At 73.6% G+C, this 23,135-nt stretch carries 17 protein-coding genes; 9 read left to right on the top strand and 8 right to left on the bottom strand.

The genetic code is table 11. The features are described 5' to 3' along the window. Nucleotides 1-48 precede the first annotated feature (48 nt). The 3 genes from ABZ385_RS14400 (at nucleotide 49) to ABZ385_RS14390 (ending at nucleotide 3,774) form a co-directional block, all read left to right on the top strand. Nucleotides 49-342 (top strand): DUF4229 domain-containing protein, encoded by a 294-nt coding sequence (locus ABZ385_RS14400; RefSeq protein ID WP_358581083.1) that lies wholly within the window; start codon nucleotides 49-51, stop codon nucleotides 340-342. Nucleotides 343-678: 336 nt separating this feature from the next. Then, nucleotides 679-2,046, top strand: a complete 1,368-nt coding sequence (locus ABZ385_RS14395; protein WP_358581086.1) for a dicarboxylate/amino acid:cation symporter — start codon at nucleotides 679-681, stop codon at nucleotides 2,044-2,046. Nucleotides 2,047-2,208: 162 nt separating this feature from the next. After that, nucleotides 2,209-3,774, top strand: a complete 1,566-nt coding sequence (locus ABZ385_RS14390) for an alpha/beta hydrolase (RefSeq protein ID WP_358911515.1) — start codon at nucleotides 2,209-2,211, stop codon at nucleotides 3,772-3,774. A gap of 59 nt (nucleotides 3,775-3,833) precedes the next feature. Here the strand turns inward: ABZ385_RS14390 and ABZ385_RS14385 are convergent, their stop codons facing one another. Further along, a complete protein-coding gene (locus ABZ385_RS14385) occupies nucleotides 3,834-4,721 on the bottom strand; it encodes a helix-turn-helix transcriptional regulator (protein ID WP_358581091.1) in 888 nt (295 codons plus the stop codon). 178 nt (nucleotides 4,722-4,899) lie between these two features. Between ABZ385_RS14385 and ABZ385_RS14380 the strand changes: the two genes are divergently transcribed. Continuing rightward, entirely contained in the window at nucleotides 4,900-6,303 is a 1,404-nt protein-coding gene (locus ABZ385_RS14380; protein ID WP_358911513.1) for an MFS transporter, read from the top strand. Nucleotides 6,304-6,345: 42 nt separating this feature from the next. Here the strand turns inward: ABZ385_RS14380 and ABZ385_RS14375 are convergent, their stop codons facing one another. From ABZ385_RS14375 to ABZ385_RS14365, 3 genes are all read right to left on the bottom strand, one after another. Next, nucleotides 6,346-7,356: a molybdopterin-dependent oxidoreductase gene (locus ABZ385_RS14375; RefSeq protein WP_358581097.1), complete on the bottom strand. Its 1,011-nt coding sequence runs from the start codon at nucleotides 7,354-7,356 to the stop codon at nucleotides 6,346-6,348. Between the two features lie 232 nt (nucleotides 7,357-7,588). Beyond that, on the bottom strand, nucleotides 7,589-8,743 hold the full coding sequence (locus ABZ385_RS14370; RefSeq protein ID WP_358911511.1) for a lipase family protein: 1,155 nt from the start codon (nucleotides 8,741-8,743) through the stop codon (nucleotides 7,589-7,591). Between the two features lie 86 nt (nucleotides 8,744-8,829). Next, a complete protein-coding gene (locus tag ABZ385_RS14365) occupies nucleotides 8,830-9,897 on the bottom strand; it encodes an AraC family transcriptional regulator (RefSeq protein WP_358911509.1) in 1,068 nt (355 codons plus the stop codon). Between the two features lie 94 nt (nucleotides 9,898-9,991). Here ABZ385_RS14365 and ABZ385_RS14360 point away from each other — a divergent pair, with 94 nt between their 5' ends. Next, entirely contained in the window at nucleotides 9,992-12,313 is a 2,322-nt protein-coding gene (locus ABZ385_RS14360) for a long-chain fatty acid--CoA ligase (protein ID WP_358911507.1), read from the top strand. Here ABZ385_RS14360 and ABZ385_RS14355 read toward each other — a convergent pair. Together ABZ385_RS14355 and ABZ385_RS14350 are read right to left on the bottom strand one after the other, a co-directional pair. Next, nucleotides 12,290-12,604 (bottom strand): AzlD domain-containing protein, encoded by a 315-nt coding sequence (locus ABZ385_RS14355; RefSeq protein ID WP_358581106.1) that lies wholly within the window; start codon nucleotides 12,602-12,604, stop codon nucleotides 12,290-12,292. The two genes, ABZ385_RS14360 and ABZ385_RS14355, sit on opposite strands and share 24 nt — an antisense overlap. Continuing rightward, complete coding sequence (locus ABZ385_RS14350) at nucleotides 12,601-13,383, bottom strand: AzlC family ABC transporter permease (protein ID WP_358581108.1); 783 nt, start codon at nucleotides 13,381-13,383, stop codon at nucleotides 12,601-12,603. Before ABZ385_RS14350 ends, ABZ385_RS14355 begins: the two co-directional genes overlap by 4 nt. A gap of 178 nt (nucleotides 13,384-13,561) precedes the next feature. Here ABZ385_RS14350 and ABZ385_RS14345 point away from each other — a divergent pair, with 178 nt between their 5' ends. Then, nucleotides 13,562-14,104, top strand: coding sequence for an XRE family transcriptional regulator (locus ABZ385_RS14345; protein WP_358581116.1), 543 nt, complete (start codon nucleotides 13,562-13,564; stop codon nucleotides 14,102-14,104). 166 nt (nucleotides 14,105-14,270) lie between these two features. Here ABZ385_RS14345 and ABZ385_RS14340 read toward each other — a convergent pair whose 3' ends face one another. Further along, a complete protein-coding gene (locus ABZ385_RS14340) occupies nucleotides 14,271-14,474 on the bottom strand; it encodes a cold-shock protein (RefSeq protein WP_006138897.1) in 204 nt (67 codons plus the stop codon). A gap of 371 nt (nucleotides 14,475-14,845) precedes the next feature. Between ABZ385_RS14340 and ABZ385_RS14335 the strand changes: the two genes are divergently transcribed. Together ABZ385_RS14335 and ABZ385_RS14330 are read left to right on the top strand one after the other, a co-directional pair. After that, a complete protein-coding gene (locus tag ABZ385_RS14335) occupies nucleotides 14,846-15,700 on the top strand; it encodes a menaquinone biosynthesis protein (protein ID WP_358581118.1) in 855 nt (284 codons plus the stop codon). Nucleotides 15,701-16,109: 409 nt separating this feature from the next. Further along, nucleotides 16,110-17,759, top strand: coding sequence for a serine/threonine-protein kinase (locus tag ABZ385_RS14330; RefSeq protein ID WP_358911505.1), 1,650 nt, complete (start codon nucleotides 16,110-16,112; stop codon nucleotides 17,757-17,759). 33 nt (nucleotides 17,760-17,792) lie between these two features. Here ABZ385_RS14330 and ABZ385_RS14325 read toward each other — a convergent pair whose 3' ends face one another. Further along, nucleotides 17,793-22,556 (bottom strand): FtsK/SpoIIIE domain-containing protein, encoded by a 4,764-nt coding sequence (locus tag ABZ385_RS14325; RefSeq protein ID WP_358911503.1) that lies wholly within the window; start codon nucleotides 22,554-22,556, stop codon nucleotides 17,793-17,795. Nucleotides 22,557-22,803: 247 nt separating this feature from the next. On the opposite strand from ABZ385_RS14325, the gene ABZ385_RS14320 reads away from it, so the two are divergent. Further along, nucleotides 22,804-23,103, top strand: a complete 300-nt coding sequence (locus ABZ385_RS14320) for a WXG100 family type VII secretion target (protein WP_358577163.1) — start codon at nucleotides 22,804-22,806, stop codon at nucleotides 23,101-23,103. The last annotated feature ends 32 nt before the right edge of the window (nucleotides 23,104-23,135 follow it).

The following is a 23,135-nucleotide window of genomic DNA, read 5'->3' as shown; positions in this document are numbered from 1 at the left end:
GAGGCTCGTCCAGCCAAGAGCCCTTTCGGAACGGAAGAGTGGATTGACATGCTCCGCTACACGCTGATGCGCCTCGGGATCTTCGCGGGCTGCTTCCTGGTCGTCTGGGGCCTCGTCTACTCCGGGATGCTGCCGCGCGGCCTCGGCGACTCCAACATGCTGTGGGTCGCGCTGCTCGCGCTCGTCGTCTCGGCGCCCATCAGCTTCGTCGTGCTGCGCAAGGAGCGCGACCGCGCCTCGGCGGACGTCGTCGCCCGCGTGGACCGCGCCAAGGCCTCGCTGGACGCCAACCGCACGCAGGAGGACGGCGTGGACGACCTGGCCCGCGCCCAGCGCTCGTAACCTCCGTCACACTCTCCCCGGACCCCGGTCCGGAGCATCCCGCTCCGGACCGGGGTTCCGTGCGTTGCGGGGGCCCGGCCCGGCCCGCGCCTCAAACAAGGCCTTTGATGTTCTCAAAGTACGAGTGTTAACGTGTTTGTCATGAAGGCAGCAGCAGCGCACCGCAACGCCATGAGCGTCCCGCTCGTGGCGCGCCTGCATGTCGATCTCTGCCGCTGCATGTCCGCGGCCTGTCACGCCTGAGCGTGTCCCCCGACGCAGCGGCCCCGCTGACCCTTCGCGGTCGCCGCTCCCGTACGTCCCCCACCCCCTGACTTACCTCACCGGAGTGTGTCCGTGTCCGCGAACTCCGCGACGCCCGCCGACCAGGCGGGCGACACCCGAAAGCCCCAGTCCGGCTTCCGGATACCCGACTTCCTCAAGATTCCCTTCTGGGCGCAGATCCTCGGCGGTCTGGTGCTCGGCGTCCTGCTCGGCTGGCTCGCCCGCAGCCAGGACATCTCCTGGCTCGTCACCACCCTCTCCAAGGTCGGCGACACCTTCATCGGGCTGCTGAAGCTCGCGGTCGCCCCGCTCGTCTTCTTCGCGATCCTGGTGTCGATCACCAACCTGCGGAAGGTCAACAACGCCGCGCGCCTGGCCACCCGCACCCTGCTGTGGTTCATGATCACCTCGCTGATCGCGGTGGCCATCGGCCTCGCCATCGGCCTGCTGACCAACCCCGGCTCCGGCACCGGCCTCACCCCCAAGGACGGCAAGGCCCCCGACCACGCGGGCTCCTGGATCGACTTCCTGACCGGGATCATCCCCACGGACGTCATCACGCCCTTCACCGAGCTGAACGTCCTGCAGATCGTCTTCATGGCCGCCGTCGCCGGTGTCGCCGTACTGAAGATCGGCGACAAGGCCCAGCCGATCCTGGAGCTGTCCGAGTCCGTCCTCGCGCTGCTCCAGAAGGCCCTGTGGTGGGTCATCAAGCTCTCCCCGATCGGCACCATCGGCCTCATCGGCTTCGCCATCGCGGACTACGGCTGGAACCTCATCAGCAAGTACGCGACGTTCACCGCGGACATCTACGTCGGCTGCGCCCTGGTGATGTTCGGCGTCTACCCGCTGCTCCTCGCGTTCGTCGCCAAGGTCAACCCGCTCCAGTTCTTCAAGGGCGCCTGGCCCGCGATCCAGCTGGCCTTCGTCTCGCGCTCCTCGGTCGGCACCATGCCGATCACCCAGAAGGTCACCGAGCGGCTCGGCGTCCCGAAGGAGTACACCTCCTTCGCGGTGCCCTTCGGCGCCACCACGAAGATGGACGGCTGCGCCGCGATCTACCCGTCGATCGCCGCGATCTTCGTCGCGCAGATCTTCGACGTGAACCTGGGCATCAAGGAGTACCTGCTCATCGCGTTCGTGTCGGTCGTCGGCTCGGCCGCGACCGCCGGTCTGACCGGCGCCACGGTGATGCTGACGCTGACCCTGTCCACGCTCGGCCTGCCGATGGAGGGCGTGGGCCTGCTCCTCGCCATCGACCCGGTCCTCGACATGATGCGCACCGCCACCAACGTGGCCGGCCAGGCGCTGGTCCCCGTGATCGTCGCCGCCCGCGAGAGGATCCTCGACCGGGAGGCGTACGAGAGTGCCTCGGCGTCGCCGCTCGACGACGCGGACGACTTCGAGGACGCGCCGCGGGCGGTGCCCGCGGCCGCGTAACCCTCGCGAGCGCCCCCGCGCGAATGTCCCGCCCCGTCCCGGAGCTGCTCCGGGGCGGGGCTCTCGCCTGCCGGGGGGCCACGGGCGGGCACGGAGAGTGAGGGGGCGCGGGGGGACGGGGGCGCTTAGGGTGGGGCGGGGGGAGACCCCTGGGAGGTTGCCGTGCGTGGAGCTTGCGCAGTCGCCGGTCTGACCGTACTGGCCGTGGTGGGAGCGGGCGTGCCGGGCGTCGCCTCGGCGGCCGGCGACGACGATCGGCCCGACCTCTCGCGGTACTACACGCAGAAGATCGAATGGGCCGCCTGCAAGGGCGGCACCAAGGCCATGGCGGAGACCTCCGGGCACATGGACGACGTCCGGTGCGGCAAGGTGAGCGTCCCGCTCGACTACGCCAGACCGGCGGCCGGCACGGTGGACCTCGCGATGATCCGCATGAGGTCGAGCGCGCGCGAGCCGCGTGGCTCCCTGCTGCTGAACTTCGGCGGTCCCGGCGGCCCCGGCGTCTCCGCGCTCGCCGGGTCGCAGAAGGAGTTCGGCTTCCTCAGCAAGGGGTACGACGTCGTCTCCTTCGACCCGCGCGGTGTCGGCCTGAGCGCCCCCGTCAGCTGCGGCGACGCCGACGGCGACACCGAGCCCGAGCTGGGGGAGAAGGACGATCCCGCCGCCGTGCTCGCCGAACTGCGCAAGGCCGCCAAGGAGTGCGAGGCCCACTCCGGTCCCGTCCTGCCGCACATGGGGACCGTGAACGTCTCGCGCGACCTGGACGTGATGCGGGCCGCCCTCGGCGACAAGAAGCTCAACTACCTCGGTTTCTCCTACGGGACGCGGATCGGCGCCGTCTACGCCGCCCAGTTCCCGAAGAAGGTCGGCCGGATGGTGCTCGACGGCGTCGACACGCTGACCGAGCCCGTCGCCGAACAGTCCCTCGTGCTCGCCGAGGGACGCCAGACCGCCCTCGACAACTTCCTCACCTGGTGCACAGGCAACGCGGGGTGCGTCTTCGGCACCGACGCGCGCGCCGCCCGGCACTCCATGGTCCAGCTCATCCAGGACATGGACGCCATGCCGCTGCGGTCCATGGAGGGCGAGGAGTTCACGGGGCAGGACGTCGTCGGCGTCCTCGGTCAGGCCCTGTACAGCAGGCAGGCGTGGCCCGCGCTGTCGCAGGCGCTGGGCGCGCTGCTCGCGGACGGCGACCCGCGCGCGCTGATCCGGATGAGCGGCGGGCTCGCGGGCGGCGTGGGCGCCGCCCAGCTCGTGGGCGACGAGGTGCCCATGGACAACATGTCCGCCGCCCTCATGGGCGTGACCTGCGCCGACGACCCCGACCGGCCGGACGCCGCGCGCGTGGCGAAGGAAGTGGGCCGGCTCAAGAAGGAGTTCGAGGAGGCATCCCCCGTCTTCGGCAAGTCGATGCTGATGCCGGTGCTGCTCTGCTTCGGGCGTCCGCCGGGGACCCGGTACATCCGCGACGACGTCCGGGACGTGAAGACGCCGAAGCTGCTGCTCGTCGGCACGCGCGGCGATCCTGCGACGCCCTACCGCTGGACGGAGGAGACCGCCCGCCGCCTCGGCCCGCAGGCCGTCGTCCTGGACAACAAGGGGGACGGGCACACCGGTTACCTGGCCTCCACGTGCGTCCGGGACAAGGTGGACGGTTTCCTGCTGTACGGCGAGACACCGAAGAGCGGCACGTCCTGCGCGGCGGAAACGGACTCGGCGCAGTGACGTCGGGGCGCGTGGGGTCCCGTTCCCGGGTGTCGTTCCCGGGCGGGACGGCCCGGGTGTCACTCGCGGTCGGGTGCCAGCCGCAGCATCGCCGTCTCGTCCGGTGTGCCCGGGGCTGCCTGGTAAACGACCATGCGCTGGCCGCCCGTCCGCGCCAGCCTCATCACCTCGTACGTGAGGGTCATCGCACCGACCTTCGGATGCGCGAAGGACTTGGTGCCGCCGCCGCGCTCCCGGACGTCGTAGCGCTCCCAGATGCGGGCGAAGTCCGGTGATTTGAGGAGCAGTTCACCGACGAGGTTCGTCAGGCGCGGCGAGTCCGTGTCGGTGCCGCCGACGGCGCGCAGATGGGCCACCGACGTGGTGACCGTCTCCTCCCACGGCTGGTACAGCTCGCGTCCCACGGGGTGCAGGAACAGGTAGCGGGTGACGTTGCGCCGCTCGGCGGGCCAGTCCCACAGGCCGGGGAGCAGCGCCTTGCCGGGGGCGTTGGCGGCCAGCATGTAGCTGTGCCGGCTCACGACATAGGCGGGCAGCGGCGTCAGGGCCTCCAGCATGCGCCGGGTGGACTCGCGGACCGTCTCGTCGGCCGTGGGGTGCGGTTCCGTGAGCCGGCCCGAGGCCAGCTCCGCGAGTTCGCGCAGCCGCTCGTGGGCGTCGCCCGTCAGGTGCAGGACGCGGGCCAGGGCGTCGATGACGGCGGGGGAGGGGTTCGTCTCGCGCCCCCGCTCCAGGCGCGTGTAGTAGTCGACGCTCACCCCGGCGAGGGCCGCGAGTTCCTCGCGCCGCAGGCCGGGGGTGCGGCGCAGGCCGGTGCCGGCGGGGAGGCCCGCGTCGGCGGGGGAGACACGGGCCCGGCGGGCGCGGAGGTATCTGCCGAGTTCCGTCCCCGCCGGGGGTGCGCCCGCTGCGCGCGGGGCGGCGTCTGCTGTGCCGGTCGTGGTCATCCCGCCATTCTTCCCGGCCGGGCGCCCGCGTGGGGGGCCCTGTCAGGGCCAGGAACAGGGCGGTCTGGCCGGACCCGCCGCTCGCGGGCATCGTCGGGGTCCCACGGCCGCCCCGGCGACCACCCCGTTCCCCCTTGGAACGCCCCGCACGAATCTCCCGCCACAGGAGCCGCCCGTCATGGCCGTCACCCTCGCCTCCGCCCGCGTCCGCCCGGGCACCGCCCCGCCTCCGCCGGCCCCCCGGGCCGGGAGCCCCGTCCCGCTCGTCGCCGCGCTGCTCGGTTTCACCGTCATCACCATCGACGTCACCGCCGTGAACATCGCGCTGCCCGACATCCGCGCCGACCTCCACGGCGGCATGGCGGGCCTCCAGTGGATCGTCGACGCGTACACGCTGATGTTCGCCGCGCTGATGCTCTCCGCCGGGGCGCTCGCCGACCGGGCGGGGGCCCGGCGGGCGTACGCGTGGGGCGTGGGGCTCTTCACCGCCGCGTCGCTCGCGTGCGCCCTCGCGCCCGGCATCGGCGCGCTGATCGCCGCCCGCGTCGCGCAGGGCGGGGCCGCCGCCGTCGTGATGCCCGCCTCGCTCGCGCTGATCCGCCAGGCGTACGACGATCCGCGCCGCCGCGCCCGTGCCATCGCGCTGTGGACGGTCGGGGGCTCGGCGGCGGTCGCGGTCGGGCCCGTGCTCGGCGGCCTCCTCACGGAGGGCGCCGGGTGGCGTGCCGTCTTCCTGCTCAACCTGCCGGTGGGCGCGGTGATCCTCGCCCTCCTCGCCCGCACCGCCCGCTCCCCGCGCCGTCCCGCCCCGCTCGACCTCGTCGGCCAGGTGAGCGCCGTACTGGCCCTCGGCGGGCTCGCGTTCGCCGTCATCGAGGGCGGCCACCTGGGGTGGACGAGCGCACCCGTCCTGGCCGCGGCCGCCGTGGCCGTCGGCTCCGGCGCCCTCTTCCACGCCGCCGAGAAGCGGCACCGCGCGCCCATGGTCCCGCTCGCGCTGCTGCGCCGGCGGCCGGTCGCCGTGGCCCTCGCGGTCGGCTTCGCGGTGAACGCCGGGTTCTACGGGGTGACGTTCCTCCTCGGCCTGTACTACCAGCAGCTGCGGGGCATGTCGGGCGTCGGGGCGGGCCTGATGTTCGTGCCGCTCGCCGCGATCATCACCGGCACGAACCTGCTCTCGCCGCGCCTCGCGGAACGCGTCGGCCGCCGCCGGGTCGTCGTCCTCGGCCAGGCCGTCCTCGCCCTCGCCATGTTCGTGCTGCTCCCGCTGGACGCCGACACCCCGCTGTGGCTCGCGCTGGTGCTGCTGGTCCCGACCGGCGTCGGGGGTGCGGTCGCCGTGCCCGCGCTCACCGCCCAGCTGATCGACAGCGTCCCCGGCGAGCGTGCGGGCACCGCCTCAGGGCTGCTCAACTCCCTGCGCCAGACCGGCGGTGCCCTGTCCGTCGCCCTCTTCGGCGCCCTCCTGGCGGGCGCCGGTGAGACCTTCTCCCTGCCGGGGATGCGCGTGGGGCTCCTGGTGGCGGGGCTCACCCTGTGCGCGACCACCGCCCTCGCCGCCTGGCTGCTGCCGAGGGACTGACCCCGGCCGGCCTCGGCGCCGGGCAGCCGGCGGCGAGTTCCGTCACGAACGGCCACCCCGCCCCAAGGGCGGCACCGCCCCGCCCTCGACCGTGAAGGCCACCTCGTGCACGGAGTTCCGCGCCCCCGGCGGCGGCTGCACGCGGCCCGCGGCGTCCGTGGCCCGGGAGCGCACCGTGTGCGGGCCCGGTGCGAGGGTGCGGCGCAGCGAGAAGCCCTGCCAGGTCGGGTCGGCGCCCAGGGCGTCGAGGGCGGCGCTCTCCCAGGGGCCGCCGTCCACGGAGACGTCGACGCGGACGACCTCCGTGGTGCTCCAGGCCCGGCCCCGGAAGCCGACCGTGCCACGGGGCAGGCGCGCGTCGGGGGCCGGGGCCAGCAGCTTGCTGTTGACGTCCACCTCGCGCACCGGCTGCGCGGTGTCGGCGCCCGGCAGCTTCCGTGTGTAGAACGTCGTCGTGAACATGTGCTCCGGGCGCTCGTCCGTCAGGACGATCCGCGTCAGCCACTTCACGGAGTTGGTGCCGAACATGCGGGGCACCACGGCACGCAACGGGAAGCCGTGCCGAGTGCGCAGGGGTTCGCCGTTCATGCGGTGGGCGAGGAACACCTGGCGACGCGCGGTCTCCAGCGGCAGGTCCTTGACGTACGACAGGCCGTCCACGCCGTGGAAGGAGCCGGTGTCCGCGCCTTCGAGGACCACGTGCCGGGCGGCGGGCAGCGGGGCCGCGCGGTCCAGGAGCGCGGCGAGGGGGAAGCCCGTCCACTCGATGTTCGCCACCGCGCGTGTCGGCACGTCGGGCCGCAGCGGACTGCCGAAGCACTCGTGCACCGCGGTGAGCTGCCGGGCCGGCAGGGCCAGGACGGCGGACAGGTCCAGCCGCAGGGGCCGCTCGACCAGGCCCTCGACGGTCAGCGTCCAGGCGCCGGCGTCGATCTCCGGGATGCCCAGGTGCTTGCGTACGAAGAGGTTGTCGACCGGCGTCACGAAGTCGGGCCCGGGCGCGGGGTCGGCGTGCGAGGGGTCCTCGGGCGGGGGCGTCGGCGACACGGTCATCGGGCGGCCCCCGCCACCGGGAGGGCCCTGTCGGGTGTGGCCGCCGGGGCCGTCGGCTGTCGGCACGATGAGATTCCCCCTTTTCCCGAGATCCTTTCGGACGAACCTCCAGAGCCTATGAGGGGCGGGGCGGAGCCGCCCACTCCTTTTCCCGCGTGCGCAAGGGGCGCTCTCCTGCATCGCGAGCGGCGGCCTCCAGGAAGCGGAGGCCGCCGCAACACACCGCGTACGCCTAGCAGTTGCCGCGCGTCGGCTTCCCCTGGAAGCGGTCCGCCAGCCACTGTGTCGCGAGCGGCGACTGCGTGATGACACCGCTGACGTGTTCGCCGAGCGGGACGGTGTGCCACTCCACGTCCGCGCCCCGCGCGCACCAGTCGGCGCGGACCTGCTTGCCCACGCCGTAGGGGATCAGCTCGTCGGCGAGCGCGTGGTACAGGTAGACCGGGGCGTCCGGCTTCACCGTGCCGACCCGCGAGGCGCGCAGACGCTGCTGCCAGTCGGGCTGGTCGAGCGGATCGCGGGTGGTCATCGAGTCGATCGTCTTGAACGAACCGAGCACCGCGCCGTCCGCCACGCAGGAGTTCCGCAGCGCGCCGACGAGCGACCTGCCGAGCGGGTTCAGATAGCTGTCCAGCCGCAGTTCGGGGAAGGCCGCGTCCTGGCCGATCGCCGCCATGAAGATCAGGCCCGAGCCGTACGAGCCGTCGTTGAAGTCCGCCACCTTCATCAGGTCGCCCGGGACACCGCCGGTCGCCGTGCCCCTGACGTCGAGTTCGGGGGCGTACGAGCCGTGCAGTTCGGCCGCCCACGAGGAGGCCTGGCCGCCCTGCGAGTAGCCCATGATGCCGACCGGGCTGTCCTCGCCGAGGCCCGCCTCGGGCAGCCGGATCGCGGCGCGGGCCGCGTCGAGCATGGCCTGGCCGGCGGAGCGGCCGACGGTGTAGGTGTGGTCGCCCGGGGTGCCGAGACCCTCGTAGTCGGTGACGGCCACCGCCCAGCCGCGCAGGGTCAGCCGCTGGATGAGATTGGCCTCCAGGCCGGTGCCCTCGGGGAAGTTCGCGCTGGGCGCGCAGCGGTCGGCGACACCGACCGTCCCCACGGCGTACGTGATCAGGGGGCGCGGGCCCGCCCTGCCGTCCTGCGGCACGATGACGGTGCCGGACACGGTGGTGGGCGCCCCCGTGGCCGTGGTCGAGCGGTAGTGGACCTTCCAGGCCTTGGTGCCGGTCGGCTGGCCCGGCAGCGGGTGGAAGGCGCTCGGCTCGGCGCTGACGATGTCGCCGGGGGACGCGTCCTGCGCTGCGTGCGCCGCCCCAAGGGGGGTGACGGCCGACAGCCCGAGCGCGGCCACCACGGCCCACGCCCGCCATCCGGTGCGTATGTGCATGCGGCTCTCCCAACGGTGCACAGGGGCTGGGGACTTCGCCGTCGACGGTAGTGACGGGCGGGTGGGCCGGGGGCTGACCGGGGCGCTCAGCTTCGTTGACCGCGCGGCGCGGGGGTCGCGGCGGGCCGTGCCGTCCCCGTGCGGTGTGCGCCCGACGCCGTGTCCGTGCGGTAGGCGCCCGGCGTCGTGCCCGTCCAGCGGCGGAACGCCCGGTGGAAGGCGGTGTCCTCGGAGAAGCCGAGGCGTGCCGCGAGCTCGGCGATCGGCTCGTGGCCCTCCACGAGGCCGGCGATCGCCGCGTCCCGCCGCACGGCGTCCTTCAGCCGCTGGTACGAGGTGGCCTCCTCGGCAAGGCGGCGGCGCAGCGTCGCCGGGCTCACCGCCAGCCGGGCCGCGACCTCGCCGAGCGAGGGCAGGCGCGGTGCGGAGCGCAGGGACCGCGCCAGGGCGCGCCGCACCTGCTCGGCGACGGTCGTGCCGTACTCGCGGCGGCTGAGCAGCTCGAAGGGCGCGCGGCGCAGCATCTCCTCCAGCGCGTCCTCTTCCCTGACCAGCGGCGCGTCCAGCCAGTGCGGGTCGAAGCGGGCGCCGGTGCGCTCGGCGCCGAACCGTACGGGGCAGCCGAAGAGCAGCTCGTACTCGTCCCGGTGCGGGGGCGGCGGGTGCCCGAACTCCGCGTGGCGCAGCGGGATGCGGCGGCCGATCAGCCAGCTGCACAGGCGGTGCCAGATGATGAGCAGGCACTCGGCGAGGAAGTAGTCCTGGTCGAGGTCGCTGCGGACCCCGAACACCGCCTCCGCGCCCCGGTGTTCCAGGACGAGGTCGGGGCCGCCGGGGAACAGCCCGTAGAAGGTGACGCCCCGCTCCACGGCGGCGCCGAGATCGCGGCAGCCGAGCGAGGCCCGGCACATCATGGCGAAGGTGCCGGGCCTGCTGACGGCGGAGCCGAGGCCGAGGAACTCGTCCTGCGTGACGCGGTACAGCTCGTGGAAGAGCCGCGCGAACTGCGGGGCCGTGACGCGGGCCCGGTCGTCGCCGAGGAGCAGCGGCGGGATCTGCGCGACGCGCAGCAGCGGCACGGTGTCGACGCCGTGCCGTTCGGCGCCGCGCAGCACGGCCCGTACATGGTGCACGGTGATCGTCCGCCTCGCCATGCCATGACGGTAGCGCCGCGTTGAGCGCGTGGGCCAGCGCCGTTGACGTTTCGCGTCATCCCGCCCGCCGGGCGGGCCGCCTAGCGTCGTACGCATGCGGCAGACGCGGAAGGAACCGGTGGCGGCGGCGGAACTCCCCCAGACGCTGGCCCTGTTGACCGAGTGGGCGGCCGACCGGCACGGCGAGGGGCCCGCCCTGCGCTTCCGGCGCGGCGGGGCGTGGGCCGACCTCTCCTACGTAGAGCTGCGGGAGCGCGTCCGCCGGACGGGCCGCGCCCTGATCGCCCTCGGCGTCCGCCCCGACGACCGCGTGGCGATCCTGGCCGAGACGCGCCCCGAATGGACCTACGCCCACTTCGGCGCGCTCGCGACGGGCGCGGTCGTCGTCCCCGTCTACCCGACGGCGGGCGGCGAGGAGACCGCGTGGGTCGTGCGCGACTCGGGCGCGGGGACGGTGCTCTGCGAGAACCCCGCCCAGGCCGCGAAGATCGACCGCCTGCGGGCGGAGGGACGGCTGCCGGGTGTCCGGCACGTCGTCCTCCTGACGGAGGACCCGGAACCGGCGCCTGCTCCCGCGCCCGGAAAGGCGCCCGAAGCACCCGAGGCGACCGCCCCGGAGGGAGCTGCCGAGGTGACCGCCCCGGAGGGAGCTGCCGAGGTGACCGCCCCGGAGGGAGCTGCCGAGGTGACCGTCCCCGAGGGAGCCGCCGAGGGGACCGTCCCCGAGGGAGCCGCCGAGGGGACCGGCACCGAAGTGGCGGCAGAGGCCACCGGCGCCGAAGCGGCCTTCGAAGCCGCCGGCACCGGGGGAGCCGCCGAGGCGACCGCCCCGGAGGGAGCGCCCGAGGCCACCGCCCCCGAAGGAGCCGCCGAAGCCACCACCCCCGAGGGAGCCGCAGAGGCCACCGGCACCGAAGCGGCCGCCGAAGCCACCGGCACCGAAGCGGCCGCCGAAGCCACCCGCACCGAGGTGGCCGCCGAAGCCGTCGACTCCCAGGGCGGCACCGGCGCCGAAGCGGCAGCCGAGGCCGCCGGCCCCCGGGCAGGCACCGGTCCCGTGCCCGTGCGCCCCACGCCGTCAGCCCCCGCCCGTCTCCGCGATCTCCCGCTCGCGTCGCTCGACGTGTTCCTCTCCCGGGCCGCGGGCCGCGCCGCCGGGGATCTGGCCACCGTCATCTACACGTCCGGCACCACCGGGCTCCCCAAGGGGTGTCTGCTGACGCACGGCAATCTGCTGGCCGTGCAGCGGGCCACCGTGCCGCTCGTCGACGGGGGGCCCGGGGACTCGACGTACCTCTATCTGCCGCTCGCCCATCTCCTCGCCCAGCTCATCGAGTTCACGACGCTGGCCCAGGGCGGCACCCTCACGTTCTTCGGCGGGCGCGTCGAGGACGTCGTCGCCGAACTCCAGGAGGCGCGCCCCACCCACCTGCCGTCCGTGCCCCGGCTCTTCGAGAAGGTGCGGTCCTTCGTGCTGTCCCTCGCGCAGGCGCGAGAAGGTGGCCGGGAGCGGTTCGAGGAGGCCGTCCGCATCGGGGTCATGGCCGCCGACGGCACGCTGCCGCCCGAGCTCCGGGACGCGTACGAGGCGGCCGACAAGGAGCTGTACGGCCTGGTCAGGCAGGCGCTCGGCGGCCGCCTCCGGTGGGCGCTCACCGGCGGCGCGCCCATCGCCCCGGACACCGTCGACTTCCTGCGGGCCTGCGGCATCGCGGTCTACGAGGGGTACGGGATGACGGAGTCGGCCGGGGTCCTCACCCTCAACCACCCCGGCGCCGTGCGGTACGGCACGGTCGGCCGCCCGGTCGACGGCGTCGAACTGCGCATCGCGCCGGACGGGGAGATCCTGGCCCGGGGCGCCATGGTCTTCGCCGGCTACCACAACGACCCGCGGGCCACGCGCGCGACCCTGGACGACGAAGGGTGGCTGCGCACAGGCGACTTGGGGGCCCTGGACGAGGACGGCTACCTCACGATCACCGGCCGCAAGAAGGACCTCATCATCACCTCCGGGGGCAAGAACCTCACCCCCTCCCTGAGCGAACTGGCGCTCCAGACCTCGCCGTTCGTCTCCCGGGCCGTCATGGTCGGCGACCGCCGCCCCCACCCCGTCGCCCTGATCACCCTGGACGCGGAGGAGGTCACCGGCTGGGCGGCCCGCGAGGGCAGGGAACTGGCCACGCCCCTCTCCCGCGACCCGCGCGTCCGCGCCCTGGTCCAGGAAGCCGTCGACGCCGCCAACGCCACGGTCTCGCGCCCTGCCCGCATCCGGGACTTCGCCGTGCTTGACGAGGACTTCACGGTCGAGAGCGGGCTGCTGACCCCGAGCCTGAAGGTGCGCAGGCAGGCGGTCACGGAGCGGTACACGGACGTGCTGGAGGAGTTGTACGGGTCAGGAGAGCCCGGCGAGGCGTAGCAGCGCCGTCGTCGCCGCCGCGCCCACCACGACGAGGGCGAACGGCGCCCTGCGCCAGGCGAGGAGCCCGGCGGCCAGCACACCGGCGGGCCTGGCCCAGCCGGCGAAGTCGCCGCCGTCCATGAGCGCCCCGGTGGCGAGCAGCGCGACGAGCAGGACCGTGGCGCCCACTGCCAGCAACTCCTGCACCCGGGCGGGCAGTTCGACGCGCCCGTGCAGGACGGGCCCGGCCAGGCGCAGGACGTACGTCCCGGCGGCGAGGGCGAGGACGCAGGCGAGCGTGGCGTTCACGAGTCGCTCCCGGGGGCGGTGGTGGTGGCGCGCGGGCGGCGGCGGGGTCCGCGGCGCGCCGCGAGCAGGCCGAGCAGGGCGAGCAGCACCGGCACCCCGGCGGGCAGCAGCGGCGCCGCGACGACGGCGACGACCGCGCCGGCCGCCGTGGCCCGCCGCACCGGACCGTCGGCGCGCAGCGCGGGCAGCACCAGCGCGAGCAGCACCGCGGGGAACGCCGCGTCGAGGCCGAACCGCTCGGTGTCGCCGAGCGCCGCCCCCGCGAGGGCGCCCGCGAGCACACTGAGGTTCCACGCCACGAACAGGCCGACGCCGAATATCCAGAACGCGGCCCTGCGCTGCCGGGCCCCCCGCTGGGCGAGGACGAAGGCGGCCGACTCGTCGGTGATGAGGTGGGCGCCGATGAGCCGCGCCGGCCAGGAGCGGCCGAGGTCCTCGGCGATGGCGAGGCTGAACGCCGCGTTGCGGGTGTTGAGGAGCAGCCCGGTCGCCGCCGCGGCCACCGGCCCGCCGCCCGCGGTGAGGATGCCGACGGCGCTGAACTGGGCGGAGCCCGCGTAGACGAGCACCGACATGACCACCGGCACCCACAGCGGAAGGCCGCCCGCGACGGCGATCGCCCCGAAGGAGACGCCGACGACGGCGTCGGCGAGCCAGACGAGGGCGCAGTCGCGCAGCACGCCGGGCGGCAGGTCGGAGAGCCGTACGAGGCCGGAGGCGGCCGGCGGGCCGTCCTCCGTTCGCCCGGCAGGGTCTTCTGTTCGGTGTGGCGAACGCATGCGTCGTAGGATGAGCGGAGAGACGTATGTTCGTCAAGGCGAACGATTGGTCCGCCACAGCGAACGATCGGGTGGTGGCTGGTCGACCCGGAAGGTGGAGGGGCGAGCAATGACTGAGCGGACCGGCGAGGCAGGCGGGGCGAGCGGGGCCGGTGAGCGGGGCGAGGCCCCGCCCCGCATGCCCCGCGAGTGGGTGGCGACGGCGCTGCGCCGCGAGCGCGCGAGGGCCGGCCTCTCCCTGTCCGAACTGGCCAAGCGCGCCGGCATCGCGAAGTCCACCCTGTCCCAGCTGGAGGCGGCCACCGGCAACCCCGGCATCGAGACGATCTGGGCGCTGGCCGTGGCGCTCGGGGTGCCGTTCAGCGTGCTCGTGGAGTCGCCCGTACCGGCGGTGACGGTGATCCGTGCGGGGGAGGGGCCCTCCATGCGGGCCGAGAACGCGCCGTACGTGGGCACCCTGCTCTCCCCGGGCCCGAACGGCGTGCGGCGCGACATCTACCACGGGGCGATGGAGCCCGGCGCGGCGCGCGAGTCGGAGCCGCACATCCCGGGCTCCGTGGAGCACCTCGTCGTCAGCACGGGGCGCCTCGTCGCGGGCCCGCGCGACGCCACGGCGGAGCTGTCCCCCGGGGACTACATGTCATACCGCGGTGATGTCCCGCACCTGTACCGGGCGCTGGTACCGGGCACCACGTTCGTCCTGATCATGCAGCACACCTAGGCGGCCGCGGCGCCTCCGGGCAAGCCCGATGCCCGGGTGACGGGAGAAAAGGCAGGAGCCCCGCTTCCTCCGCTCGCGCGAAGGAGCAGGGCTCCTTGGGTACTGCATCCATGTCCGGATCAAGTCACCGGAGGAATCGCACGCCCCACTCGCGCGGGGCGTTCGATCACATCGGGGTGACGTTCTCCGCCTGCGGACCCTTCGGGCCCTGCGTCACGTCGAAGGAAACGGCCTGGTTCTCCTCAAGGGAGCGGAAGCCGTTCGCGTTGATCGCGGAGTAGTGGACGAAGACGTCCGGGCCGCCGCCTTCCTGGGCAATGAAGCCAAAGCCCTTTTCAGCGTTGAACCACTTCACGGTTCCGGTAGCCATAAGCCCTCCTTGGGCCAAAGGGTTGCCCTGCTCCAGAACCAGCGATTGTTAAAACAACTGCGTAAGTCTGAAAACGACGAGAGCCTACGGAGTTACATGCTCCGCAGGCTCTGTACTGCAAGGGAAACCAAACTGCAACTTGCGGCGAGCTTAGCACGCAGGCAGGGGAATGCAATAGGGGGCAAGATCACGTCACCCGGAGGTTTGAAGGGCCCCCGACGGGGTTGACAAAGGGGCTGTCGGAGGGGTCGGCGAGGGGCCGACAGGGTCCCCGGGGGACCCGGCGCCCGCACCGTACCGCATGGGGGGCTAGCCTCCCCGATGTGGACAATTCTCCCCTGGACGCCTTCGCGGGGGCAGGCGCCGAACAGCTGCCCGACTCCCGTCGCACCCCTCGGCCGCGCGTCGGCCACATCCAGTTCCTGAACTGCGTCCCCCTGTACTGGGGGCTGGCGCGGACGGGCACGCTCCTCGACTTCGAGCTGACGAAGGACACCCCCGAGCGGCTCAGCGAACAGCTGGTGCGGGGCGAGCTGGACATCGCGCCGGTCACCCTCGTCGAGTTCCTGAAGAACGCCGACGACCTCGTCGCCTTCCCCGACCTCGCGGTCGGCTGCGACGGTCCCGTCATGTCCTGCGTGATCGTCTCGCAGGTGCCGCTCGACCGGCTCGACGGGGCGCGCGTGGCCCTCGGTTCGACCTCGCGCACCTCCGTGCGGCTCGCCCAGCTGCTGCTCGCCGAGCGCTACGGCGTGCGGCCCGAGTACTACACGTGCCCGCCCGACCTCGGCCTGATGATGCGGGAGGCGGACGCCGCCGTCCTCATCGGCGACGCGGCGCTGCGCGCCAACCTGATCGACGGGCCGCGGCTCGGCCTCGACGTGTACGACCTCGGCGCGATGTGGAAGGAGTGGACGGGCCTGCCGTTCGTCTTCGCCGTCTGGGCCGCGCGGCGCGAGTACGCCGAGCGCGAGCCGGAGGTCGTGCGCGCGGTGCACCAGGCCTTCCTCGCCTCCCGCGACCTCTCCCTGGACGAGGTCACGAAGGTCGCCGAGCAGGCCGCCCGCTGGGAGGCCTTCGACGCCGAGGTCCTGGAGCGGTACTTCACGACGCTCGACTTCCGCTTCGGCGAGGCGCAGCTGGAAGGCGTCACCGAGTTCGCCCGCCGGGTCGGCCCGACGACCGGATTCCCGGCGGACGTGCGGGTGGAGCTGCTGAAGCCGTAGGAACACCGAAAGGAATCGGCCATACGTTATCGGGCAGGCCGTCCGCCGCACCCGTACCCCCTTTCCGGCCGCCCCCGGGATATCGCCGTCGACGGCCCGGTTCCGAATGGCACCGGACGCCCGGATTGCGTACGGGCGTAAATGCCCAATCCGGTCATTGCCGCCCGGGGGAGGGCAAGCGGGACCGTTCGGGAGGCAATGGAGCACCGTTCGGGCGGCAATAGCGCCCGCCCCGCCGGGCAATGCGCGCCGCCCCGCCGGGCAATGCGCCCCATCCCCGCCGGGCAATGCGCGCCGGCCCGGAGGGGAATGCGCCAGGAGCCGCTGCCCCGCCGCTTCGGGACTACGCTGATCCGCAGTGCTGAGGCGCGCGGGATGTCCGGGGGCGCGCCCGGGGGAGGCCACGCTCATGCAACCGCTCGACGCCGACGAACCCGCCGTGATCGGGCCCTACCGGCTGCTCGGCCGGCTCGGCTCGGGCGGCATGGGAAGGGTCTACCTCGGCCGCAGCGACGGCGGCCGCACGGTCGCCGTCAAGATCGTGCACCCGCACTACGCGCTGGACGAGGAGTTCCGCGCCCGGTTCCGCCGCGAGGTCGCGGCCGCACGGCGGGTCGGCGGCGAATGGACCGCACCCGTCCTGGACGCGGACCCCGACGCGGCCGTGCCCTGGGTCGCCACCGGGTACGCGGCGGGGCCCTCGCTCACCGAGGCGGTCAGGGAGGGCGCGCCGCTGCCCGCGCACTGCGTACGCGTCCTCGGCGCCGGCCTCGCCGAGGCGCTGGCCCACGTCCACGCCCTCGGGCTCGTGCACCGCGACGTGAAGCCGTCGAACGTGCTGCTCACCCTCGACGGGCCGCGCCTGATCGACTTCGGCATCGCCCGCGCCACGGACGGCACCGCCTCGCTCACCGCCACCGGCGCCTCCATCGGCTCGCCCGGCTACATGGCGCCCGAGCAGATCCTCGGCCGGGGCGTCACGGGCGCGGCGGACGTCTTCTCGCTGGGGGCCGTGCTGGTCTACGCGGCGACGGGGGAGTCGCCCTTCCCCGGCGACTCGTCGGCCGCGCTCCTCTACAAGGTCGTCCACGAGGAGCCGGAACTGGGCGCGCTGAGCGGCGGTCTGCGCGACCTCGCGGCGGCCTGCCTCGCCAAGGACCCGGCGGCGCGGCCCGCCCCGGCGGAGCTGGCCCGCCGCCTCGCCCCCGAGGGCGCCGCGCGGCTCGTGGCGGCCGGATGGCTGCCGGGGCCCGTGGTGGAGCGGGTGAGCCGCAGCGCGGTGCGGCTGCTGGACCTGGACACGGGGGCGGGCGCGGGCGCGGCACCGGTGGACGCTCCGTCCGGGCCGGTGGCGTTCGACACCCCTTCCGTCGACGGCACGTTCGGGCCGCCCCACCCCTCGTACGCGGACGCGGGCGCGAGCGTGGGCGGCGTCGCCGCGCCCGGCACCGGTACCCGAGCGCCCGGCAAGCTGTCCGTGTCGGTGGCCGCGACCTCCGTCCCCGAGGGCCCGGGCGGCAGCGGCCGCAGGGTGAGCTGCACGGTGGCCCTCGCCGTGGCCGGGGCGATGGCCGCCGTCACGGTGGGCTCGGTGTTCCTCCTGGGGCTGCTGCCGAAGGACGACGACTCGACGAGCGCGGGGGACGGCAGCGGTCAGCCCCCGGCGGCGACCGGCGCGCCCCACCCCACGGCGACGGACGGCGCCGGCCAGGTCCCCGCGGCCTACCTCGGCACCTGGCGCGGTAAGGCGGCCGCGAGCGGGGGTGCCATCCCCCTCGGCACCTTCGAGGTCACCCTGCGCCGGGCGGAGCGGGGGCAGCGGGTCGGCAAGGTCGTGCAGCGCGACCCGATCGGCAACACCTGCACCGACGTACTCACCCTGACAGGGGCCTCGCCCAAGAAGCTCGTGGCGACGGGCAAGGGCGTCGCGAGCAACGGCGGCCAGTGTGCCCGGACGACCCACACCGTGTATCTGCGCCCCGACGGCAAGGACCTCGTGTACACGTCCAACGATCCGGCGGCCGGCGACCCGAAGGCCCGGCTGTCCCGGGTGCGGTGACGCGGGCGCCGGTACCGTGCCCGGCGCCCGCCCCTACAACGGCGTGGTCAGCGTGGCCAGTTCGCCGTTGCCCAGGTGCAGCATCCCCTTGCCCGGGGCCACCGGGCCGCCGACCACGCTGCGGGAGATCCGCAGGCCGATGAGGTCGCCGCTGGAACTGTCCTGCGGGGAGAGCAGGATGCCCCGGCGGCCCTTCTTCGCGTCGACCTGCCAGCCCGAGAAGCCGCTGCACACGTCCTCCTCGTCACCGGCGAGGACCAGCGCGAGACCCAGGTCGGTGCCGCGCTGGATGATCCGCTTGAACTGGCTCGCGGCGTCCGCGTCCTCCAGGATCTCGGCGTCGTCCACCAGGACGGCGACGGGGTCCTCCGGGGACGCGTCCGCCGCGTCGATCAGCTCCTCGAACTCGTCCTCGCCTATGTCGTCGCCGGTGAACACCTTCAGGACGCCGTCCTGGCCCTCCAGCTGACGCAGCGGCGACTGGCGCGGGGCGGCGATCACCAGCCGGGCGCCCTGGGCGCGGAACGAACGCGCCATGTTGAGCAGCACCGTGGAGCGGCCCGACTTGGCGGGACCCGCGATGACGAACGCGGGCACGCCCTGCGCCAGGTCGGGGCCGTGGCCCATGACCTCGTCGCCGCCGATGCCCACCAGCGCCCACAGCTTGGAGCGCGAGGCCTGCGGGTCGCGCAGCTCCCACGCCTCCTCGAAGGAGATGCGGCTCGGCAGCGTGTCCACCCGGAACGGCCTGCGGTGGCGCGGCACGTCGGCGTCGCGCGCCGCGGCCCGCTCCCCGATCGCGGCGAGCGCGGCGGCCTGCCCCTGACCGGTGACGTCGTCGCTGAGCAGCGCGAACTGCGTCTCCGTACCCGACTCGTTGCGGAAGGCGCGGCCCGGCGCGATCTCCTCGGGCACCTTGCGCGCGGGGATGCCGAGCATCGAGAAGTCGGAGCGGTCCGCGAGGCGCAGGCCGTACTTGTCCTCGGTGAGCGAGGAGATGCGGCCCACCAGGATCTGCCGGTCGCCCGTCATCACCATGTGGATGCCGACGCTCGCGCCCTCCCGCATGATCGTGGTGATCTCGTCCGTGAGCGACCCGTGGTCGATCTCGCCGAGGGTGGGCAGCCAGCCCTCCCAGCGGTCGAGGAGCACGACGAGGTGCGGCAGGCGCTCGTCCTCGGCGGCGTCGGCGCGCTGCTCACCGATGTCGGCATAGCCCTCGTCGGCCAACAGGTCCTGGCGGCGCGACAGTTCGCCCTTGAGTCGACCGACGAGGCGCACGACCCGCTCGGTCTGGTTGCGGCCCACGACGGCACCGCAGTGCGGCAGCCGCGTCAGGGCGTTGAGCGCGCCGTTGCCGCAGTCGATGCCGTACAGATGGACGTCCGCGCTGGAGTGCGTGCGCGCCAGGGAGCCCGCGATCGTCCGCAGCACCTGCGAGCGGCCCGAGCGCGGGGCACCGCCGATCATCAGGTGGCCGAAGGTCGCGAAGTCCACGACGACCGCGCGGCGCGCCTGGTCGGCGGGCAGGTCCTCGATGCCGTACGCGGCGGGCGCGAGGGCGCCGGGGGCGGTGCGGGGCGCGGGCACCGGGATCTCGTCCAGGAGCAGCTTGTCGGCGAGCGCGGGCAGCCAGGGGCTGTGCTGGGCGGGGATGCCGAGGGTCCGGTTGGCCTCGATGACGGTGTCGACCAGGACCTTCAGGTCCGTGATCTCCTCCTCCTCGCGCGCCTCGGCCTTCGGCTTCACCAGCGAGGCACGGCCGAGCGCCGACCAGTCCAGCGCGTCGACCCAGGGCGCGAGCACCGTCGGGTCGGCGGCGCCGGGGCGGCGGCCACCGACGCGCCCGGACTGGAAGGGCACGAGCGAGGCGTGCCCGAGACGCACGTAGGCCCGCCCGGGGGTGTTCTTGGAGATGTGCCCGGCCTCGGGGGAGTCGATGACGTCGCTGGACTCGCCGCCGTCGGTCACGCGCAGCGCGATGCGCAGGTTGGTGTTGGCGCGGATCTCCGGGGAGACGACGCCGGAGGGCCGCTGCGTGGCGAGCAGCAGGTGGATGCCGAGCGAGCGGCCCCGCTGGGCGATGTTCACGAGCCCGGTGACGAAGTCGGGCAGGTCGCGGACCATGGAGGCGAACTCGTCGATGACGATGAGGAGCCGGGGCACGGGCGCGTGCGAGGGGTCGCGCCGCACGAGGTCCTGGTAGTCCTCGATGTCCTTGGCGTCGGCGTCGGCGAGGATGTGCTCGCGCCGCTTCAGCTCGGCGCCCAGCGACTCCAGGGCGCGCTCCACGAGGTGCGCGTCGAGGTCGGTGACCATGCCGACGGTGTGCGGCAGCTTCACACAGTCCTTGAAGGCCGACCCGCCCTTGTAGTCCACGAGGACGAAGGTCATGTTCTCGGGCGTGTTGGCCACGGCCAGGGCGGCGACGATCGTCTGGAGCAGCTCCGACTTACCGGAACCGGTGGTACCGGCGATCAGGCCGTGCGGCCCGTCCTTGCGCATGTCGATGCCGAACGGACCGTCGTACGACTCACCGATGACCGCCATCGTCGACTGCCCGCCCGCCTGCCAGCGGGCCATGATCGCGCCGGGCGTCGGCGGTTCCAGCTGGAGCACGTCCAAAAGGCGGCTCGACGCCGGCAGCGCGGAGTCCTCGCTCTCGCCGCTGATGTCCCGCAGCGGCGAGACGGCCCGCGCCAGGCGCAGACACCAGGAGGGCGAGACGAAGTCGGGGCGTACGTCCTTCAGGCGCTCGGCGCCGGTCATCTCCACGCGCAGCCGCAGCTCCCGCGGCCCGTCGTCGCCGCCGACGGGGTCGGGATCGCTCCGGTGCCAGGCCTGGAACGAGGGGAAGCCGCCCGCGACGGGCGGTCGGGGCAGCCCGCCCGGCCGCGGCCCGGCGGGCCGGCGCGCGGCCTCGTCCGGTTCGCGGGGCTTCGGCTCGGCGACGACGAAGGCCTGGCACTCGCCGGGCAGAAACCGTTCCTCGGTGTCGAGGCAGAGCGCGTACATGTGCACGGCCGGGCCCTCGCGCAGCAGGCGCACGACGCCGGGGAGGGAGCGCAGGCGCCGTGAGCCGTCCCAGACCACCACGATGTCCGGGTCGGAGAAGGCGGCGCCCTGGCTCTTGTTGTCCTCCACGGCCTTGGTCCGCGCGTCGAGGATCTGGGTCAGCTCACCGATGCGGGCGCCGACGGTCTCCGCGTCCGTGCCGATGAGTACGTTGATGTCCTGGCCGCCCGAGGGCCGCGCGTGCGGCAGCCAGCGCACCCAGTCCCAGCTCTGCCGGGCGGAGTTCTCGGTCAGGACGTAGAACTGCACGTCCATCGGGCTGTGCAGCGTCGCGGCCTGCGCGACGGCCCAGCGGCCGAGCGCGGTCGCGCTGTCGCCGGGTCCGGCGATGCCGATGACGCCGAGGCCCTTCAGGGGGAGCGCGACGGGCGCGTCCTCTATGTGCCAGGTCACCTGGCGGCGGTGGTCGTCCTGCTCGGGGTCGTCGAGGACGACCTCGGAGGGCAGCCGGCCGGTGCCGACCCGGATCAGCAGATGGTCGGCGTCGGTCCGCCGCCGCTCCCACAGCCGGGTGCGGGGGCCGGTGCCGAGCGCGAGGACGGCCGCCGGGTCGGGGATGGCGTGGCGCCGGTCCATCCGCTCGGCGACCAGGGCGTCCTGGGCGTCCTTCTCGATCCGGGCCTTGGTCTCCTTGTACTCCCTGACCTGCTTGGCATGGGACTTGCGCCCGTGCTTCTTGTCCATGAAGTAGTTGCCGAAGAGCATGATCGGGCTGAGCCCCGCCATGATCAGGTAGTACCAACGATTGAAGATCATCGCGGCGATGACGGCACCGACCAGCGGGAACAGCGCCATCAGCCAGGGCAGCGGCCGCGCCTCGAACTCCCGGGGCGGGCTCGGCAGCCGGAAGGTGGTCTGCCGCTCGGGCGGGCGCAGGCGCGGGGGCCGGTTGTAGTCGAGGCCCGCCCCGTCCTCGGACCACTTGAGGGCGGCGTCGGGAGGGGAGTACCGGGTGAGTTCCAGCAGGGTGTTGCCGAGGGCGAGCTGGGCGCCGAGGGGCCACCGCACGGTGTCGACCCGACCACCCCCGCCCCCCTTCGCTCTCCCCTTCTCCTGCCGGGCGCGAGCCTTCACCTGCTTGCGCCGCGCCTTCTCCCGCCGCTTGTGCCGCTTGTCCTTCTCCCGCTCGGTCAAGGAGGGGTCGAGGGCGTCGTCCGGGTCGGGTTCCGGCTCCTCCTTCTCTTCGCCGAAGGGGGCGCCGTCGAGGGTGACGCCCTCCTTGTCCTTCTCCTCGCCGTGCAGGGTGACCTGGCAGGTGCCGTCGGTTGCAACTGACAACGTCAGGGCGCGGGCGGGCAGTTCCGGGTCGTCGACGCGCAGGGAGGACGCGGGGCCGCTGCCGATGTCGTAGCGCCCTATGCCGAGCCGGTGCACGGAGCCGGCCGAGGGCCCGCCGGCCACGCGCAGCTCGACGAGTCCGGCGGGCTCGCCGGGCAGGCAGCCGGCGGGGTCGTGGAGGCTGACGACGGCGCCCTCGCGCAGCGGTGAGGTCACGACGGTGGCGCCGGGATCGACGGCGTACCCGTCCACGTAGATCGTCGGGGCGTTGCCGGCGGGGGAGTGCGGGCCCTGTCCGATCGGGATGATCTGCGCGCCGCCGCGGCCGACCTGCCGGCCCAGTTCCACCGCGATGTCCCGCACGGTGGACTCGGGATCGGCGTCGAGGACCACGTCGGCAAAGTCCCCGCCGAACGGATCGACGACGGTCAGAGTCAGGCGCACGACGGTCCTCCCCGGAGCTGGACAACGGGCCCGACGATATCCGCTCCACCGTTCCCTCGGGCAACGGCCCGGGCACGGTCCCACCGCCCAACGGCACGCGCGGTCATGGCAGACCTGTGACTCGACCGGACTGGGCTCCCCTGCGCCCCACCCGTAAGCTGCTGGCCCAAGAGCGGACGATCACACCATCCGCTCAACGGGAGCCACGGGGGTTGGCCCTGGGGCGAGTTGATGAGGAGAGAGCCACATGGCCAAGGACCTTGATGTCACATATCAGGACATGCGTGACGCGGCCAAGCACGTGGTCAAGGAGAAGGACAAGCTCACCGAGAAGCTGGACGGCCTGAAGAAGTACATCAAGCACCTCGTCGAGACGGGCTTCGTCACCAAGAGCGCCTCGAAGGCGTTCGACGAGAACTTCGACGAGTTCGTCGAGGGCGCGAAGAAGACCCTCGAGGGCCTGGACGGCATGGGCGACTACCTGACCAACGCGGCCGACAAGTACGAGCAGATCGACGACGAGCTGGGCAAGGCCGCGCGGAAGTAGCGGCGGGGCGTGAACGCTTCGGAAACGGGGGG

The organism is Streptomyces sp. NPDC005898 (genome assembly GCF_040629635.1).
Lineage (GTDB): Bacteria > Actinomycetota > Actinomycetes > Streptomycetales > Streptomycetaceae > Streptomyces.
This window is presented reverse-complemented; position numbering and strand designations above follow the sequence as displayed.

Coding starts and splice junctions, on each gene's coding strand:
- ABZ385_RS14350 (WP_358581108.1), bottom strand. CDS start 13,383: ATGCGTTCGCCACACCGAACAGAAGACCCTGCCGGGCGAACGGAGGAC.
- ABZ385_RS14375 (WP_358581097.1), bottom strand. CDS start 7,356: ATGACCGTGTCGCCGACGCCCCCGCCCGAGGACCCCTCGCACGCCGAC.
- ABZ385_RS14380 (WP_358911513.1), top strand. CDS start 4,900: ATGGCCGTCACCCTCGCCTCCGCCCGCGTCCGCCCGGGCACCGCCCCG.
- ABZ385_RS14320 (WP_358577163.1), top strand. CDS start 22,804: ATGGCCAAGGACCTTGATGTCACATATCAGGACATGCGTGACGCGGCC.
- ABZ385_RS14360 (WP_358911507.1), top strand. CDS start 9,992: ATGCGGCAGACGCGGAAGGAACCGGTGGCGGCGGCGGAACTCCCCCAG.
- ABZ385_RS14345 (WP_358581116.1), top strand. CDS start 13,562: ATGCCCCGCGAGTGGGTGGCGACGGCGCTGCGCCGCGAGCGCGCGAGG.
- ABZ385_RS14385 (WP_358581091.1), bottom strand. CDS start 4,721: ATGACCACGACCGGCACAGCAGACGCCGCCCCGCGCGCAGCGGGCGCA.
- ABZ385_RS14400 (WP_358581083.1), top strand. CDS start 49: ATGCTCCGCTACACGCTGATGCGCCTCGGGATCTTCGCGGGCTGCTTC.
- ABZ385_RS14330 (WP_358911505.1), top strand. CDS start 16,110: ATGCAACCGCTCGACGCCGACGAACCCGCCGTGATCGGGCCCTACCGG.
- ABZ385_RS14370 (WP_358911511.1), bottom strand. CDS start 8,743: ATGCACATACGCACCGGATGGCGGGCGTGGGCCGTGGTGGCCGCGCTC.
- ABZ385_RS14340 (WP_006138897.1), bottom strand. CDS start 14,474: ATGGCTACCGGAACCGTGAAGTGGTTCAACGCTGAAAAGGGCTTTGGC.
- ABZ385_RS14365 (WP_358911509.1), bottom strand. CDS start 9,897: ATGGCGAGGCGGACGATCACCGTGCACCATGTACGGGCCGTGCTGCGC.